Here is a 13,582-nt window from a genome sequence, read left to right as displayed (position 1 = left end):
TAAAGAGAGATAGATGCCAGCAGATAGCAGTAACCCGCAATCAAAGCCAAAGAAAAGGCTAACTTTTTTAAGCCGTGTACTCAGTGTGCTTATTAAAGCGATCGTATTGTTGATGCTATTATTTGTATTTGATAGGCTCTTACCCAGTATCAGCGAACAAACTCAGTCATTTGTGATGGCAAAATGGCAACAGCTCAGTTTATTACAGCAGGAACTACCGACGGAAAACAGCTTACCCAGTCCACTTCCAGAACAACATCTAACAGATACATGGGGCGCTGCACGCAGTCAAGGTCGCAGTCATGAAGGTATCGATATCTTTGCTGCAAGAGACACACCAATACGAGCCACGACACAAGGCATCGTCAGCAAAGTTGGTGAAAATACGTTAGGCGGTCGTGTGGTGGTCGTGGTTGGACCAGGCGGCGCAGGGCATTATTATGCGCATTTAGAAGATTATGCAGATATTAGTCCAAACGACTGGGTTGATGCCGGCGATATCATCGGCTACGTCGGCGACAGTGGCAATGCAAAAGGTACGCCGCCACATGTACATTACGGTATTTATATCAGCGGCAGTGCAGTGAACCCCTATCCACTTTTACAAAAAGATTAGGGCATCGCAGCTGATCTAATGTGGGCAGCTGGAAATACCATGCTGAACGTCGAGCCTACCCCTTCTACTGATTCAATTTGTAAATTAGCCTCATGCTGATATAAAACGTGTTTAACGATTGCCAAACCTAGCCCTGTGCCGCCAGTCGCCCGACTACGACCTTTATCAATACGATAAAAACGCTCCGTCAACCGTGCGATATGCTCAGGTGCAATACCAATACCGTTGTCTTCGACGGCAAATCGGCAACCTTCTGACGTTTTTGTCCAGCTAATGGCGATATTACCGCCCTTGGGCGTGTATTTGATGGCATTAATCACCAGATTAGAAAGCGCGCTATTTAGATACATCTCTGAGCCATACAGTCCGTCATAAGTGTCTATTTGCAAGTGAATGGTATGCCCATATTCTTGATTGTACGCTTGCGCATCATCATAAACATGGGTCAGCAGCTTGGTCATATCAATATAGCTGAGCTCATGGGTTTCTTCGATTTCGATGCGAGATAACAGCAATAAGTCATTTACAATTCTATTCATACGCGCAGTCTGTTGGCTCATCAGCTCAAACCCGCGCTTCCAATGCGGCGGCATATCTGGCTGATCCGAAAAATTTTCTAGATAACCCATCATGACGGTCAACGGTGTGCGTAACTCATGCGAGACATTCGCCACAAAATCGCGGCGCATCTCTTCTAAATGATGCAAGCGCGTCACATCATAAATGATGAGCAGCTTCTCATCGCCAAAAGGCGTGAGCTCACACTTTAGATAACGCTTGGGCGCGCGCCACGAGACAATGTGCACACCATCCTGAGCACCATCGATAGGGTTGGTCGTCGCCTGATAATACTGACGAAATTCAGGCGCACTAATAAAGTCAAAAATGCACTTACCTTTATCTGACAACTGTAACAACATTAAATCTTCGGCAGCCTGATTCCACCATTCAAGCCCATCATCGTCATTGAGCAAAACCACCGCATCACGCAATGCGCGTAGTGCGCTTCTAATTTTTTTGAGTTGATCCGTTGTATTCTGCTGAGTTGCTAGCAGTGACTTATTTTGTTGGTCGCCTTGAGCCGATATTAGGGTGTTCATCCATCATCCTTATCACTATTCGCCGTTTTTCACTGTGCTACGATTAACATACTGCTTTTATAGCGAATAAAAACCGTCCGTTAAATTGGTTCAATAAAGCTAGAAAATCGATAGCCTGTCCCGCGTACTGTCTGTATCAACGTATCACATTGATGTGGTCGTAGTAATGTCCGCAAACGTTTGATATGCACATCAATGGTTCTATCTTCGATATATACATTACCGCCCCATACTTGGTCTAGCAGCTGCGTCCGCGTATAGGCACGCTCTGGATGACTCATAAAAAATGCCAATAATCGATATTCCGTAGGCCCGACATCAACCACTTTACCAGCCGCTGTCACTCGCTGACTTTTGGGATCAAGGCTCAAATTGCCGATTTCGATAGGTTTATCACTATTGAGCGCGTTACTACGCCGCAATACTGCTTTGATTCTGGATATCAACTCACGTGTCGAAAAAGGCTTGGTCATATAATCATCAGCACCAGCATCAAGGCCATGCACCTTGCTGTCCTCTTCACTTTTAGCTGTCAACATAATGACTGGTATCTCAGCGAGTAGCTCATCGTTTTTGAGTAATCGGCAAAAATCAATGCCACTTTTATCACCGGGCAGCATCCAATCTAGCAAAATCAGCGCAGGGCGGTGATCGACCACTTGTTGGTGCGCCTCAGATACATCCGCTGCCTGCAGACTATCAAATCCCGCCATCTCTAGCGTCATGACGATCATTTCACGAATCGCAGGTTCATCTTCAACAATCAAAATTTGCTCATTATACATACGGCATTCTCAGTGTTAGAGGACAACATTTAGCTGACAAAAAAGGCGATAAATGCTCGCCTGCTGCTCCCTATTAAACGGGGTAATTATGACAGTTTAATGACATTCGACTTTTAAGCGGTTCATAAGTCTCGTGACGGCTAATGCTTGGTTTACTCAATTTACTTCTAACAAGAAATTCAATGGCCCATCATTGACGCTCGACACTTGCATATTGGCACCAAATTGACCAGTTGCCACGTTTGGATATTGCGTGTTGGCATAAGCGACCAATTGCGCAAACAACGCTTGCGCCGCATCAGGTGCCATCGCACCACCAAAGTCAGGGCGACGACCCTTGTCTGTTTTTGCCATTAGCGTAAACTGTGATACCAATAACAGTCCGCCACCAACTTGCTGGACATTTTTATCCAGTTTGCCGTACTTGGCAGGATCATCATCATTGTCAAAAATACGATAGGTGAGGATTTTATCCACCATTCGCTGTGCGCTTGTTATGTCGTCATCAGGCCCTAAACCAATATAAGCCAATATGCCTTGCTCAATCGTACCAACACACTGCGCATCGACGGTGACACTAGCATGGCGTACGCGCTGTATAAGTGCTTTCATTTATAGATTCCTTACCAATTATGCCCATACAATAATACGCCGTCCATGATAAAATACGGCCATTCTCTTGCTTATTAATTATTACATCACACCCTATTTTGGTAGCCTCATTATGAATGTATTCACTACTTTACAACAGTTTGTCCCGCAGCAGCAACTGAGTAAAGTTGCTGGGCGTCTAGCCGCTAGCCGCCATCCTTATGTTAAACGCACGTTTATCCGTAGCTTTGCTAAAGCCTACAACGTCAGCTTGGACGAGTATGAGCGCCAAAGTCTCAACGCCTATGAGAGCTTTAATGATTTTTTTACTCGTGAGCTAAAAGAAGACGCGCGCCCTATCGACATGACGCCTCATGGTATCGTCAGTCCTGCCGATGGTATTATCTCGCAGTTGGGTCAAATTGACGACCATAAATTGCTCCAAGCAAAAGGTCGCTATTATGACGTTGGTCAACTGCTTGCTGACAGCGAAGATGGCCGCTATTTTGCGGATGGCAGTTTTGCGACGGTTTATCTTGCGCCCAGTAACTATCACCGTGTACATATGCCCTTCGCCGGTACTCTAACCAAAACCCGTTATGTACCGGGCACGCTGTTTTCGGTCAACAATACTACGGCGGCGAACGTGCCGGACTTATTTGCGCGTAATGAACGCTTGGTTTGTCTGTTTGATACAGCATATGGCAAAGCAGCGGTGGTGATGGTTGGGGCGATAATTGTCGCTGGTATCGAAACGGTGGCAACTGGTAAAATTTCCCGCACTGATGATATTCAAGAAGCTGAGCACAATATGAGCTTTGAAAAAGGCGATGAGTTGGGGCGTTTTTATTTAGGCTCAACCGCAATTGTCATTCTACCAAAAGGCGCAAAAGCAGATTGGCAAGATAGTATGCAAGCCGATAGTGTGGTAAAAATGGGACAGTTATTGGGTGTCGCTAACACTCCTTAGACAAGCGATTTAATGAATTAAAAAAAGCTCAGTTCAGCATCCTAATTTATGCTGAACTGAGCCTTTTATTGTGGGTAATTATCTTATCGCAACATATTAGGGCGTGTCATCAATTAGCACATGAATACATTTAGTGGTCTTAAAATGGCTAAATTTTGCTAAACATCGTCAGAAATTTTGTCAATATGTTCATATTAACGACAATTTCTTCCTTGTTTATCTACAATTTTTCTCATTTTAAGCCTCACAATCTAATTGATGACACACCCTAGTTAATAAAAAAAGTAGTTAATAACGAAAGTGCTTGAGAATAGGATAAGCAAATAAGATGTTTTCTTCTTGCGTACCGCGTCCGATATTGTGAATAATCAGCGGTGTACCATCCGCAGCGACTTTATCGGAGACGATACCTGTATGCGGCAAATTACCATTCGGTAGTCGCCACGTCACTACATCGCCTGCTTGAAAACTGGCTTTATCAGTCGTCGATAATGTCTTTGCGTGACGCGCAAAAAACACTTCAAGATTGGGCACTCGGCGATGATCGATATTCTTATCGGTTGATTTGAGCCCCCAAGTCTTTGGATAAGCCGACCAATTTGACTTCATATCATGGTTGACTAATTGCTGTAGATCTATATTTTGCAAGCGATAAGCGCGAATAATGACATCGGTACAGACGCCAGTTTCTATCGGTACATCGCCACGCGGAAAATCCAACTTGCGGTAAGCAGGATCATAGCTGGTGGTAATACCGATCTGTTTTTTGGCATCGTGCGCCAGTTTATCACCATTACTAATAGGTGCGGCGGCCTGCGTTAGTTGCGCCAAAGTTAATAGGCTAACAAAGACGAGCGATTTAGCAAAAACCTTATAAGTGCCAGTGACTCTCATTTAATAATCTCTCTATATGATGTACTTAATCGCTCATTTAGCTAATTCTAAATGCTTTACTAGTTGAAAAAGATGAATATTTGCAAACATGTAAACGGCAAAATAATGGCTTTACTTAAGCATCAATCAACCACCCTTGCCGAGTCGCATAGTCGATATTTTTTGATAGCCAATCATAAATGGGAGGAAAGCTGTCTTTGATAAAAGCAAGTGCCGCAGTCACTTGCGAGCACGTGACGTTAGCATCAATCCACGTTTTTCCATTGGTATTTAAATTCAATAAAAAAGGCAATAAGCGATCAACCACTTTAAGCAGCTGGGTTTCTTTACTACTACCCGTCTCCTGCTCTTCCCAAATCTCATTTAAATCCATGATGCCATTGCCACGCTCAGCTTGCAATCGAGCAATACCAGCACGTTCTTCAATGTGCGCCTCGCTACGACTGTTTGCGAATAAAAACGTATCGCCTGCGTCAATCTCACCCAAGTCATGTACCAATGCCATCTTGAGTAGTTTTTCATGATTGACATCTAGCTCGAACTGTTCAGCGATAGACCAGCACGCCATGGCTAAATGCCATGAATGTTCGGCAGAGTTTTCTTTGCGTGTGGTATGCGTCACATAGCTATGACGATTGATACGTTTAAGCGCATCAAGCTCTAATAAGAAATGAGTGACATGATCTATATCAATGTTTGAGGCAAGCGTTGGGTTGGTTAATAAAAGGGGTTTGGTTGATGGCATAAATTTTCTCTTAATTTTTCTACGAAGATATAGCGCTTCATTTTACCTTTACGCATAAGCAAGTATTATACATTTTATGAGCGCTATGAAAGAGCATGCCAACCTATAGCTAGTTAGCACCACTATAAAAAAGAAAATAGCGCTTATGTGAGTAAGCGCTATCGGTTCTATCTTGAATAAAATAACTATTTAATCAAGTTACTGATGGTTTTAAAAGCAGGGTCTTGACTACTGCGGCACAGCTCAAACAGAATGGTTTCAACCGTGGTAATCACGCCACCAGCACGGCGAATACGGCGTATTGCTTGCTTTTTATCATACGGAAAGCGTGAGCCGACCGCATCACCAATAATAACCGGCTGCATACCATTATCTAGCAAATCAAGCGCTGTTTGTAGTACACAGACATGTGTCTCTACGCCAAATAGCAAAACAATACTTCGATTTTGCTGCGCTAAATAATGCCACGAATCATCATTATCACAAGCGCTAAAAGTGACCTTTTCAAAGCTTTTGGCGTTATCGCCTTCTAACACCTCGCGTATTTCAGGTAGCGTATCGCCGAGCCCTTTTTTATACTGTTCATTGAGCATGATAGGAATATTCAGTGCTTGTAGACCTTTAATAAGCGTCACTGTTTTTTTGACGATATTTTCATGGTCATAAATATGCGGTGTTAAGCGTTCTTGAACATCGATTATCATCGCTTGGGTATTTTCGCGAGCGATTCGATAGGTACGATCGGTAATCATAGTAGACATGGCACACTCCTTGTACGGCTGACTTTATTGTTAAAGGCTATGTTAATTTTATCATTGATATTGTCTTTATTAGCCTTACTCTTATTTAGTCATAGTTTGCTGAGGGCGTCAATGGAGATAGTCTCTAATAATGATTAATAACAATTCATCACGTTTGATTCATACTGCTTGATATAGTTTCTTAATGAAGAGTAGCCAATAACTATATATTATGGCGTCTAGCATTCCTTAATAACGACTGTTTTTGAGTCATGACTATGACCACACCGAAAACAATACCAAAACACAAGGTTAAAAGATAATACACCATATAAATGAGCGTGTTTATAAATGCAAAGAACATGCTGGTTAAAGTAATGATTAATATCGCAGCGATAGTACCGCCGAATAGCTCTCGATATTTTTTATTAAAAATCTTAAAGGCCACCAACGGTATCGCGATACCAAACAAGCCAAATGTAGCACCCCAAATACCTGCCATGTCCATATCAAAATATAGCACCCCTAAAACATTAGCGAAAATACCACATATAAAAAACGCAATCATAAAACGTATAGGACCCAATACTTTTTCCAAAATATAACCTGTCGCAAAAAGCATCCCCAGACTCATTACTAAATGCATAATTCCTGCATGTACAAAAAGCGATGTCACTACCCGCCAATGCTTACCTGCTTGCAGCGCGTCCATCGTCAACCCACCTACACTATTTACCTGTCTAGATAAAGGATCAATGATATCCATACCCATGAATACGGTCAGTATAAATGCACCTATACAGGTCAGTATTAACACCAACGTCGCAGGTCGCTCTTTATTATTTTTAAACCAAACTACTAGGCTCTTTGATACATCACTTACTGGTGCTCGTTTTTTCACAGGCTTTTGCTTTTGTATATGCTTTCGCTTTTGTATATGTTTTTGCGTACTTTTCTTTTCTTGACTATCAAACTCTGCTGCGAGAACGAGCAACAAGCACAGCACCATACCAATAAAAAACGAACCAAATCCCCAAACAAAATCACGATCTAAGCTATCAGCAAGTAATCCTGTTTCTGGCTTCAATATCAAGGGTGGCAAATTAGATTGCCTATTAGCCGTAGAAATCGTGTGTAAGTAAGCATTTCTGCTATTTGATGATTTAAGTTTCTTAAAGTAGCTGATAGTAGAGAGGTCTTTGGCTTCGTACTTATGGCGCGAGTCGTTAATAAATGCTGAATATTGACTGTCTTTAATACTTTGGTCTGCACGATTATCGTATTTCGTGTGGTAGCTAGAACCTAGCCAAATATTCTCAGCGGCTATAAATGGCGTCGCAATGTAATAATCAATATGCAATGTTGAGTCAAAATTTCGTCCACTGATTACTTGTGTTTCTATATAAGAAACGCTCTCTAATTTGAGTGGCTCAAAATCATTTACTCTGAAATACTTTTGCTTTGGATAATGACGAATATCATTCAAGCTATTTACTTCAATGACCTCGTAAGCCGCTTTAGACAAATAGTTTTGGCTGAGAACGAGCGGTATCACTAATGCTAGAACCATCGTTATAAAAAAGTAGCCTGAACTACTGCGCTTAACCCATTTTAAGGTTAAAAGCTCATACCTCGGCCACATCCAAATACTAACGCCTAAAACAGATAACAGAAAAGGAATACCAAAATCCCAATAGCCCTCCTTTAAAGGTAGAATATCTAGATAAATATCTAGCAACCAGCGTAAAGCCCCAAAAAGCAGAATGGTCAGGACACTAAGACCTAAATATGGCAAGAATACTTGCTTTAGTTTTAGTTTGATCGATTCTTTAGCGCTTAGGCTTTGTATTCGCTTCTGTTTATCCCTTTTGCTTACTCTTTTTTTGTTTCTGCTTCTATTTTTATCCTTATACCTATACTGGCTTTGCTTATTATTATCATCCATGCACTATCACCACTAATCTAGCGTACCTTAAACTGTTGAAATGCTTTTTTATCAATCGTTGCTTTTAAGACTAATAGTAAGCAAATAAACATGCCAATGATAAAAAACCTAAAGAATTTTGCTAACTCTTTATATGTTTTTTCGTTAAGTGTGCTCAACTGAGATACAAGTATTATTGGGTCATTAATATGTTGCTGACCTGACAATCTAATCGCTTCTAAATAACCATACTTAGTATCTGAGTTTTGCAATTTTTCAAAATAATCAGCAGTAGATATCTCTTCATTTGCATATTGTTGTCTAGAAATCCTTTTAAAATTTTCTATTTGTTGAACTTTCTCTTTTTCGTTGAGGTTATTATCAATAACCTTAGTAAAAGCCTGTCCCCACCAGATATCTTTATCTCCATAAAAAGGAGTGGCAAAATATAAGTATATTTTTAACTCTTGTCTAGATTTCCCCATCTCCCTAGTATTGAAGTAAGAAACAACCCCTTGTTTCTCAATACTTTTATTATCAAATTGGAAGTATTTTTGTTTTGGATATAATTTAATATCACTTATATTACTTATATCAATAATGTCATATGCTGCTTCATATAAGTAAGCTTGACTGATTGATATAGGCGGAAATAAAGCAAGTATCATCACCAAGTAAAATACATTAGCGCTATTATCATCAAATAATTCAAATCGTAGCAGTCGAATCCTTGATCGCATTATGACAAGCACTAAAATAACACTGATAATTATTGGAAGAATTAAATTCCAGACCGTATCTTTTAGAGGCCATATCCCTAGACAGATGTCTAACATCCATCTTATGATGTTGTAGAATAAAATGGCGCCAATACTAAAACCTAAAAAAGGAAGGAAAACATAGCGCATTTTTAACTTAAACACCTCTAAATCTAAGCGCCTCTTATCTGACGATTTATGATGTGCCATTTATACTCTACCTTTCATTACTATGACTTAAACCAAAAAAAAGCGCCTCCAACATTAAGTGAGAGACGCTCATTTTACAAGGCATTAGTACAAGTTTAATCAACAAATATCAGCTTTATTAATATTTACTGCTATTTGGAGATTAGATAAAAATTACACACGCTCAATAATCGTCGCGATACCTTGACCAAGACCGATACACATCGTCGCTAGACCGATTTCAGTATCTGACTGCTCCATGGCGTTAAGCAACGTAACCGTGATACGCGCACCTGAACAACCTAGTGGATGACCTAATGCAATCGCGCCACCATTGATGTTGACGATGTCTTGCTTGTCCGTCAAGTTCAAGGCTTTTAGTACTGACAAACCTTGCGCTGCAAAGGCTTCGTTTAGCTCGATGGTTTGCATATCATCGATGCTCATGCCAGCACGCTTAAGTGCTTTTTGCGTCGCAGGTACAGGACCATAACCCATGATAGCGGCGTCACAACCAGCAACCGCCATGCTACGAATACGAGCGCGAGGTTTAAGACCTAGCTCTTTGGCTTTTTGCGCGCTCATGACTAGCATCGCTGATGCACCATCAGATAATGCAGATGAGGTCGCAGCAGTTACTGTACCGCCTACTGGATCAAAGGCTGGACGTAGCTTTTGCATTTGATCCATCGTGGCATCAGGACGAATCACTTCATCGACAGTACATAGTTGCAGGCGACCCGCTTCGTCATGACCTTCGATACCGATGATTTCATTATCAAAACGACCTTCGGTGGTCGCAGCCCATGCACGGCGATGCGACTCAAGACCAAAGGCATCTTGCTCTTCTCGGGTGATATTATTCATGCGACCCAGCATTTCAGCAGTTAAGCCCATCATGTTTGACGCTTTTGCATAATGCTTTGATGCTTCAGGATTGAGATCAACGCCATGCATCATGCCGACGTGACCCATGTGCTCTACACCACCGATGATGAACACATCACCTTGGTTGGTCATGATCTGCGCCGCAGCAGTATGTAGCGCCTGCATAGATGAACCGCATAGACGGTTAACGGTTTGACCGCCAGCAGTCTTTGGAATACCAGCTAGCAAGCCGATGTTACGACCGATGTTCAAGCCTTGCTCTAGTGTCTGATTGACACAGCCCCAGATGATATCTTCGACGTCACGTGGGTCAAAGTCATTACGCTCAACCAATGCACGAACCAATTCAGCAGACATGCTATCAGCGCGGACATGGCGGAACATACCGTTTTTGGTTTTACCCATCGCTGAGCGTACGCCATCTACGATGACCACGTCTTTTGGACTTAAAATTGTCATACTATCTTCCTTTTCAATTTTTATTGTCAGTGTAGTCAGCCCATTTCAATGCTATTACTTCGTCAATCTCACTTGAAGTACAATACGTACCTCTGCGCTCGATTTCCTTGTACTAGCCCTAAATAAAACTAACTATAATCGTACGCTTGCCATTAAAGAACCTTGCTACTAAAGAGTAGTGATAAATTAATTTTTCTCAGCCTAAACAGCAAACGTACGGCACTTCATCCTAGTAATGACTACCCATTACGCTGTGGCGTAAAAGGTCTCGCCTGCTGCTGCCATATCGCGAATCTTTTGCGGGGCTTCATAGGCTTTGCCAAGGTACGCGTATTTTTCACACAGTGCCAAGTAGTTATCTAGACCCATTTGGTCGATATAACGGCAAGGTCCACCGCGGAATGGCGGGAAACCAACGCCCATAATCATCGCCATATCAGCTTCTGATGGCGTGCTGACGATGTTATCTTCTAAGCAGCGTACAGTTTCATTACAGAACGCTAGCATGGTGCGATCAATAATTGCTTGATCTTCAAACGTTTGTTTGTCGCTATCAGTGGTGGTTTTTAATAGCTCATAAGTGGCTTCATCAGCAACTTTCTTTGGCTTGCCACGTTTGTCCATTTCATACTTGTAGAAACCAACGCCGTTTTTCTGACCTAGGCGTTTGTTTTCATATAAAAGCTCAATTGCACCTTTATAATCAGGCTTCATGCGGTCAGGGAAACCTTCAGCCATGACTTCTGCGCCATGAACACCCGTATCTAAACCAACCACGTCGATTAGATACGCAGGACCCATCGGCCAGCCGAATTTTTCCATGACTTTATCGACATGAGCAAAATCAGCACCTTGCTTGAGGAGCAAATCAAATGCACCAAAGTATGGGAACAACACACGGTTCACTAAGAAACCTGGGCAGTCATTAACCACAACAGGTACTTTACCCATTTTAGACGCTAGCGCAACGGTAGTCGCAATCGCTTCTTCAGAGGATTTCTCACCGCGGATAACTTCAACCAATGGCATACGGTGTACTGGGTTAAAGAAATGCATACCAACGAAGTTTTCTGGACGCTCAAGTGCTTCAGCCAAGAAAGTAATAGAGATGGTTGAGGTATTTGACGCTAGGATACAATCGTCTTTTACTAAGCCTTCAACTTCTTTTAGTACCGCACGCTTCACATTTGGATTTTCTACCACTGCTTCGATAACGATATCAGTCTCAGCAAAATCGCCGTAATTCAAAGTAGGACGGATACGGCTTAAGGTTTCACCCATTTTTGCTGGGGTCATTTTGCCGCGATCGACCATTTTACCCAGTAATTTGCTGGCTTCGCCCATACCAAGGTCTAATTGCTCAGACTTGATGTCTTTCATGATGATTGGCAAGCCTTTGCTGGCTGCTTGATAAGCGATACCGCCGCCCATGATGCCTGCGCCTAGTACGGCCGCTTCATTGATTTCATGTGCTTTTTTGCTGTGCTGTTTGGCTAATTTTTTAACCAACTGATCGCTTAAGAATAAACCGACCAAGCTTTCTGCTTGTGGGGTTTTCGCCGCTTTTGCAAAACCAGCCGCTTCTACTTCGATTGCTTTATCACGTGGTAAGTTAACGTGTTTTTCCATCGCAGCGATAGCCAGTGCTGGCGCAGGATATTGTTTAGGATTGGCTTTGGCAAAGATCATACCTTTAGCGCTGTTAAACGCCATCGCTTGCTCAAGCTGATTTAATTTAACTGGATTCAGCTTCTCTTCACGCTTCGCTTTCCAATCAAGCTCACCTGAGATACATTTTTTGACCAAATCAATAGCAGCATCTTGCAAATCATCAGCAGCAACAGTCGCATCAACCAAGCCCAGTTTTAGGGCATCAAGTGGTTTCTTTGGTGTACCAGTCGCAATCAGCTCAAGCGCATTATCGATACCAATCACACGCGTACTACGAACCGTACCACCAAAACCTGGGAAGATACCCAGTTGGGTTTCTGGTAGACCGATGATGGCTTTGTCGCTCATGACGCGGTATTCACAAACCAAAGTCATCTCACAACCACCGCCAAGCGCCGCGCCATTGATAGCCGCTACTTTCGGGAAAGGTAGGTCTTCAAAGCGGTTAAAGGCGTCATTGATACCTACGACCCAATCTTTAATCTCGCTTTCTGGCTTTTTAAAAGAGCCAACGAATTCTGTGATATCAGCACCAGCGATAAAGACGCCTTTGCCTGAGGTCACGATTAAACCTTTGACGTCGTCGGCTTTTTCTAAAGCAGTAACCGCTTCACCAAATTGCTTATTGGTTTCAGCATCAAACTTATTCACGCTCTCATTTTCGGCGTTGTACTGCATGTTGGCGATGCCATCTTCTAGCATTGTCACCGTGATGCGATTTCCTTGGTATACCATTTGGAACTCCTTGCTATATAACGAAAGCTAGTTTTAAAATTAAAAGTTTTAAAATTAAAGGTCATAGCCAGTTATTGTTAGAAAAACGAGTAATAACACTGCCAATATACTGTGTTATAAAGTCAGTATAGAGTAAGCAGTGAAGATGTCTTTATTATCCAGCGCTCATGGTTATATATTCATTTTTTATGCTTAATATTACCGCGTTAGCACAAGTGAATACGGCGCTTCATTTATATATATTGTGACCAGTACTGATATTGAACATACTAACATTAAAAATATGGACTGAGAGTTGAGCAAATTTTTCGCTGAAATAAGCACGCAAACCTCCAGCCCTAAATCATCAGATCATTTTTACGCCAATTAGTGTAGGGGATTATGCCCCTAACTGTCACAAGCTAATACCATACTCACAAGTCACTCTTAAATCAGCAGCAGCCCTTTACCTGACTAGTAATGTGCTTTAAGTGACGGTTTGTATACTGAAATTGTATACTAAAAATTCGTCTTTTAA

General features: G+C 42.0%; 12 protein-coding genes. 2 read left to right on the top strand and 10 right to left on the bottom strand.

The window, feature by feature from the left end; translation table 11 throughout:
• Nucleotides 1-13 precede the first annotated feature (13 nt).
• Nucleotides 14-616 carry a M23 family metallopeptidase gene (locus ACI2JM_RS13060; RefSeq protein ID WP_404644734.1) on the top strand — a complete coding sequence of 201 codons (603 nt, stop codon included), beginning with the start codon at nucleotides 14-16 and terminating at the stop codon, nucleotides 614-616.
• On the opposite strand, the gene phoR is transcribed toward ACI2JM_RS13060, so the two are convergent.
• The 3 genes from phoR to dtd form a co-directional block, all read right to left on the bottom strand.
• Nucleotides 613-1,716, bottom strand: coding sequence for a phosphate regulon sensor histidine kinase PhoR (phoR, locus tag ACI2JM_RS13055; protein WP_404644732.1), 1,104 nt, complete (start codon nucleotides 1,714-1,716; stop codon nucleotides 613-615). The genes ACI2JM_RS13060 and phoR overlap by 4 nt on opposite strands.
• Nucleotides 1,717-1,796: 80 nt before the next feature.
• Nucleotides 1,797-2,501 carry a phosphate regulon transcriptional regulator PhoB gene (gene phoB, locus ACI2JM_RS13050; protein WP_201560814.1) on the bottom strand — a complete coding sequence of 235 codons (705 nt, stop codon included), beginning with the start codon at nucleotides 2,499-2,501 and terminating at the stop codon, nucleotides 1,797-1,799.
• Nucleotides 2,502-2,657: 156 nt separating this feature from the next.
• Nucleotides 2,658-3,113 carry a D-aminoacyl-tRNA deacylase gene (gene dtd / locus ACI2JM_RS13045; RefSeq protein ID WP_201560815.1) on the bottom strand — a complete coding sequence of 152 codons (456 nt, stop codon included), beginning with the start codon at nucleotides 3,111-3,113 and terminating at the stop codon, nucleotides 2,658-2,660.
• A gap of 112 nt (nucleotides 3,114-3,225) precedes the next feature.
• On the opposite strand from dtd, the gene asd reads away from it, so the two are divergent.
• Nucleotides 3,226-4,062, top strand: a complete 837-nt coding sequence (asd, locus tag ACI2JM_RS13040) for an archaetidylserine decarboxylase (protein ID WP_404644729.1) — start codon at nucleotides 3,226-3,228, stop codon at nucleotides 4,060-4,062.
• A gap of 288 nt (nucleotides 4,063-4,350) precedes the next feature.
• Here asd and ACI2JM_RS13035 read toward each other — a convergent pair whose 3' ends face one another.
• The 7 genes from ACI2JM_RS13035 to fadB all read right to left on the bottom strand — a co-directional run bounded on the left by ACI2JM_RS13035 (nucleotide 4,351) and on the right by fadB (nucleotide 13,065).
• Nucleotides 4,351-4,956, bottom strand: a complete 606-nt coding sequence (locus tag ACI2JM_RS13035; protein WP_404644727.1) for a DUF1287 domain-containing protein — start codon at nucleotides 4,954-4,956, stop codon at nucleotides 4,351-4,353.
• A 115-nt stretch (nucleotides 4,957-5,071) separates the two neighbouring features.
• Nucleotides 5,072-5,701 carry an HD family hydrolase gene (locus ACI2JM_RS13030; RefSeq protein ID WP_404644725.1) on the bottom strand — a complete coding sequence of 210 codons (630 nt, stop codon included), beginning with the start codon at nucleotides 5,699-5,701 and terminating at the stop codon, nucleotides 5,072-5,074.
• Between the two features lie 185 nt (nucleotides 5,702-5,886).
• Nucleotides 5,887-6,462, bottom strand: coding sequence for an isochorismatase family protein (locus ACI2JM_RS13025; RefSeq protein ID WP_045447933.1), 576 nt, complete (start codon nucleotides 6,460-6,462; stop codon nucleotides 5,887-5,889).
• Between the two features lie 202 nt (nucleotides 6,463-6,664).
• Entirely contained in the window at nucleotides 6,665-8,386 is a 1,722-nt protein-coding gene (locus tag ACI2JM_RS13020) for a rhomboid family intramembrane serine protease (protein WP_404644723.1), read from the bottom strand.
• A 17-nt stretch (nucleotides 8,387-8,403) separates the two neighbouring features.
• The gene (locus ACI2JM_RS13015; protein WP_404644721.1) at nucleotides 8,404-9,333 is read right to left on the bottom strand and encodes a hypothetical protein; all 930 of its coding nucleotides are present in this window, start codon (nucleotides 9,331-9,333) and stop codon (nucleotides 8,404-8,406) included.
• Between the two features lie 153 nt (nucleotides 9,334-9,486).
• A complete protein-coding gene (gene fadA, locus ACI2JM_RS13010) occupies nucleotides 9,487-10,659 on the bottom strand; it encodes an acetyl-CoA C-acyltransferase FadA (protein WP_404644719.1) in 1,173 nt (390 codons plus the stop codon).
• A gap of 246 nt (nucleotides 10,660-10,905) precedes the next feature.
• Nucleotides 10,906-13,065, bottom strand: coding sequence for a fatty acid oxidation complex subunit alpha FadB (fadB, locus tag ACI2JM_RS13005; RefSeq protein ID WP_404644717.1), 2,160 nt, complete (start codon nucleotides 13,063-13,065; stop codon nucleotides 10,906-10,908).
• Nucleotides 13,066-13,582 lie beyond the last annotated feature (517 nt).

This window comes from Psychrobacter sp. NPDC064578 (genome assembly GCF_044901245.1).
Lineage (GTDB): Bacteria > Pseudomonadota > Gammaproteobacteria > Pseudomonadales > Moraxellaceae > Psychrobacter > Psychrobacter cibarius_C.
This window is presented reverse-complemented; position numbering and strand designations above follow the sequence as displayed.

Bases quoted from the DNA above. Each gene is read 5' to 3' on its own strand.
- ACI2JM_RS13060 (WP_404644734.1), top strand. From the start codon at position 14: ATGCCAGCAGATAGCAGTAACCCGCAATCAAAGCCAAAGAAAAGGCTA.
- phoR (WP_404644732.1), bottom strand. From the start codon at position 1,716: ATGAACACCCTAATATCGGCTCAAGGCGACCAACAAAATAAGTCACTG.
- phoB (WP_201560814.1), bottom strand. From the start codon at position 2,501: ATGTATAATGAGCAAATTTTGATTGTTGAAGATGAACCTGCGATTCGT.
- dtd (WP_201560815.1), bottom strand. From the start codon at position 3,113: ATGAAAGCACTTATACAGCGCGTACGCCATGCTAGTGTCACCGTCGAT.
- asd (WP_404644729.1), top strand. From the start codon at position 3,226: ATGAATGTATTCACTACTTTACAACAGTTTGTCCCGCAGCAGCAACTG.
- ACI2JM_RS13035 (WP_404644727.1), bottom strand. From the start codon at position 4,956: ATGAGAGTCACTGGCACTTATAAGGTTTTTGCTAAATCGCTCGTCTTT.
- ACI2JM_RS13030 (WP_404644725.1), bottom strand. From the start codon at position 5,701: ATGCCATCAACCAAACCCCTTTTATTAACCAACCCAACGCTTGCCTCA.
- ACI2JM_RS13025 (WP_045447933.1), bottom strand. From the start codon at position 6,462: ATGTCTACTATGATTACCGATCGTACCTATCGAATCGCTCGCGAAAAT.
- ACI2JM_RS13020 (WP_404644723.1), bottom strand. From the start codon at position 8,386: ATGGATGATAATAATAAGCAAAGCCAGTATAGGTATAAGGATAAAAAT.
- ACI2JM_RS13015 (WP_404644721.1), bottom strand. From the start codon at position 9,333: ATGGCACATCATAAATCGTCAGATAAGAGGCGCTTAGATTTAGAGGTG.
- fadA (WP_404644719.1), bottom strand. From the start codon at position 10,659: ATGACAATTTTAAGTCCAAAAGACGTGGTCATCGTAGATGGCGTACGC.
- fadB (WP_404644717.1), bottom strand. From the start codon at position 13,065: ATGGTATACCAAGGAAATCGCATCACGGTGACAATGCTAGAAGATGGC.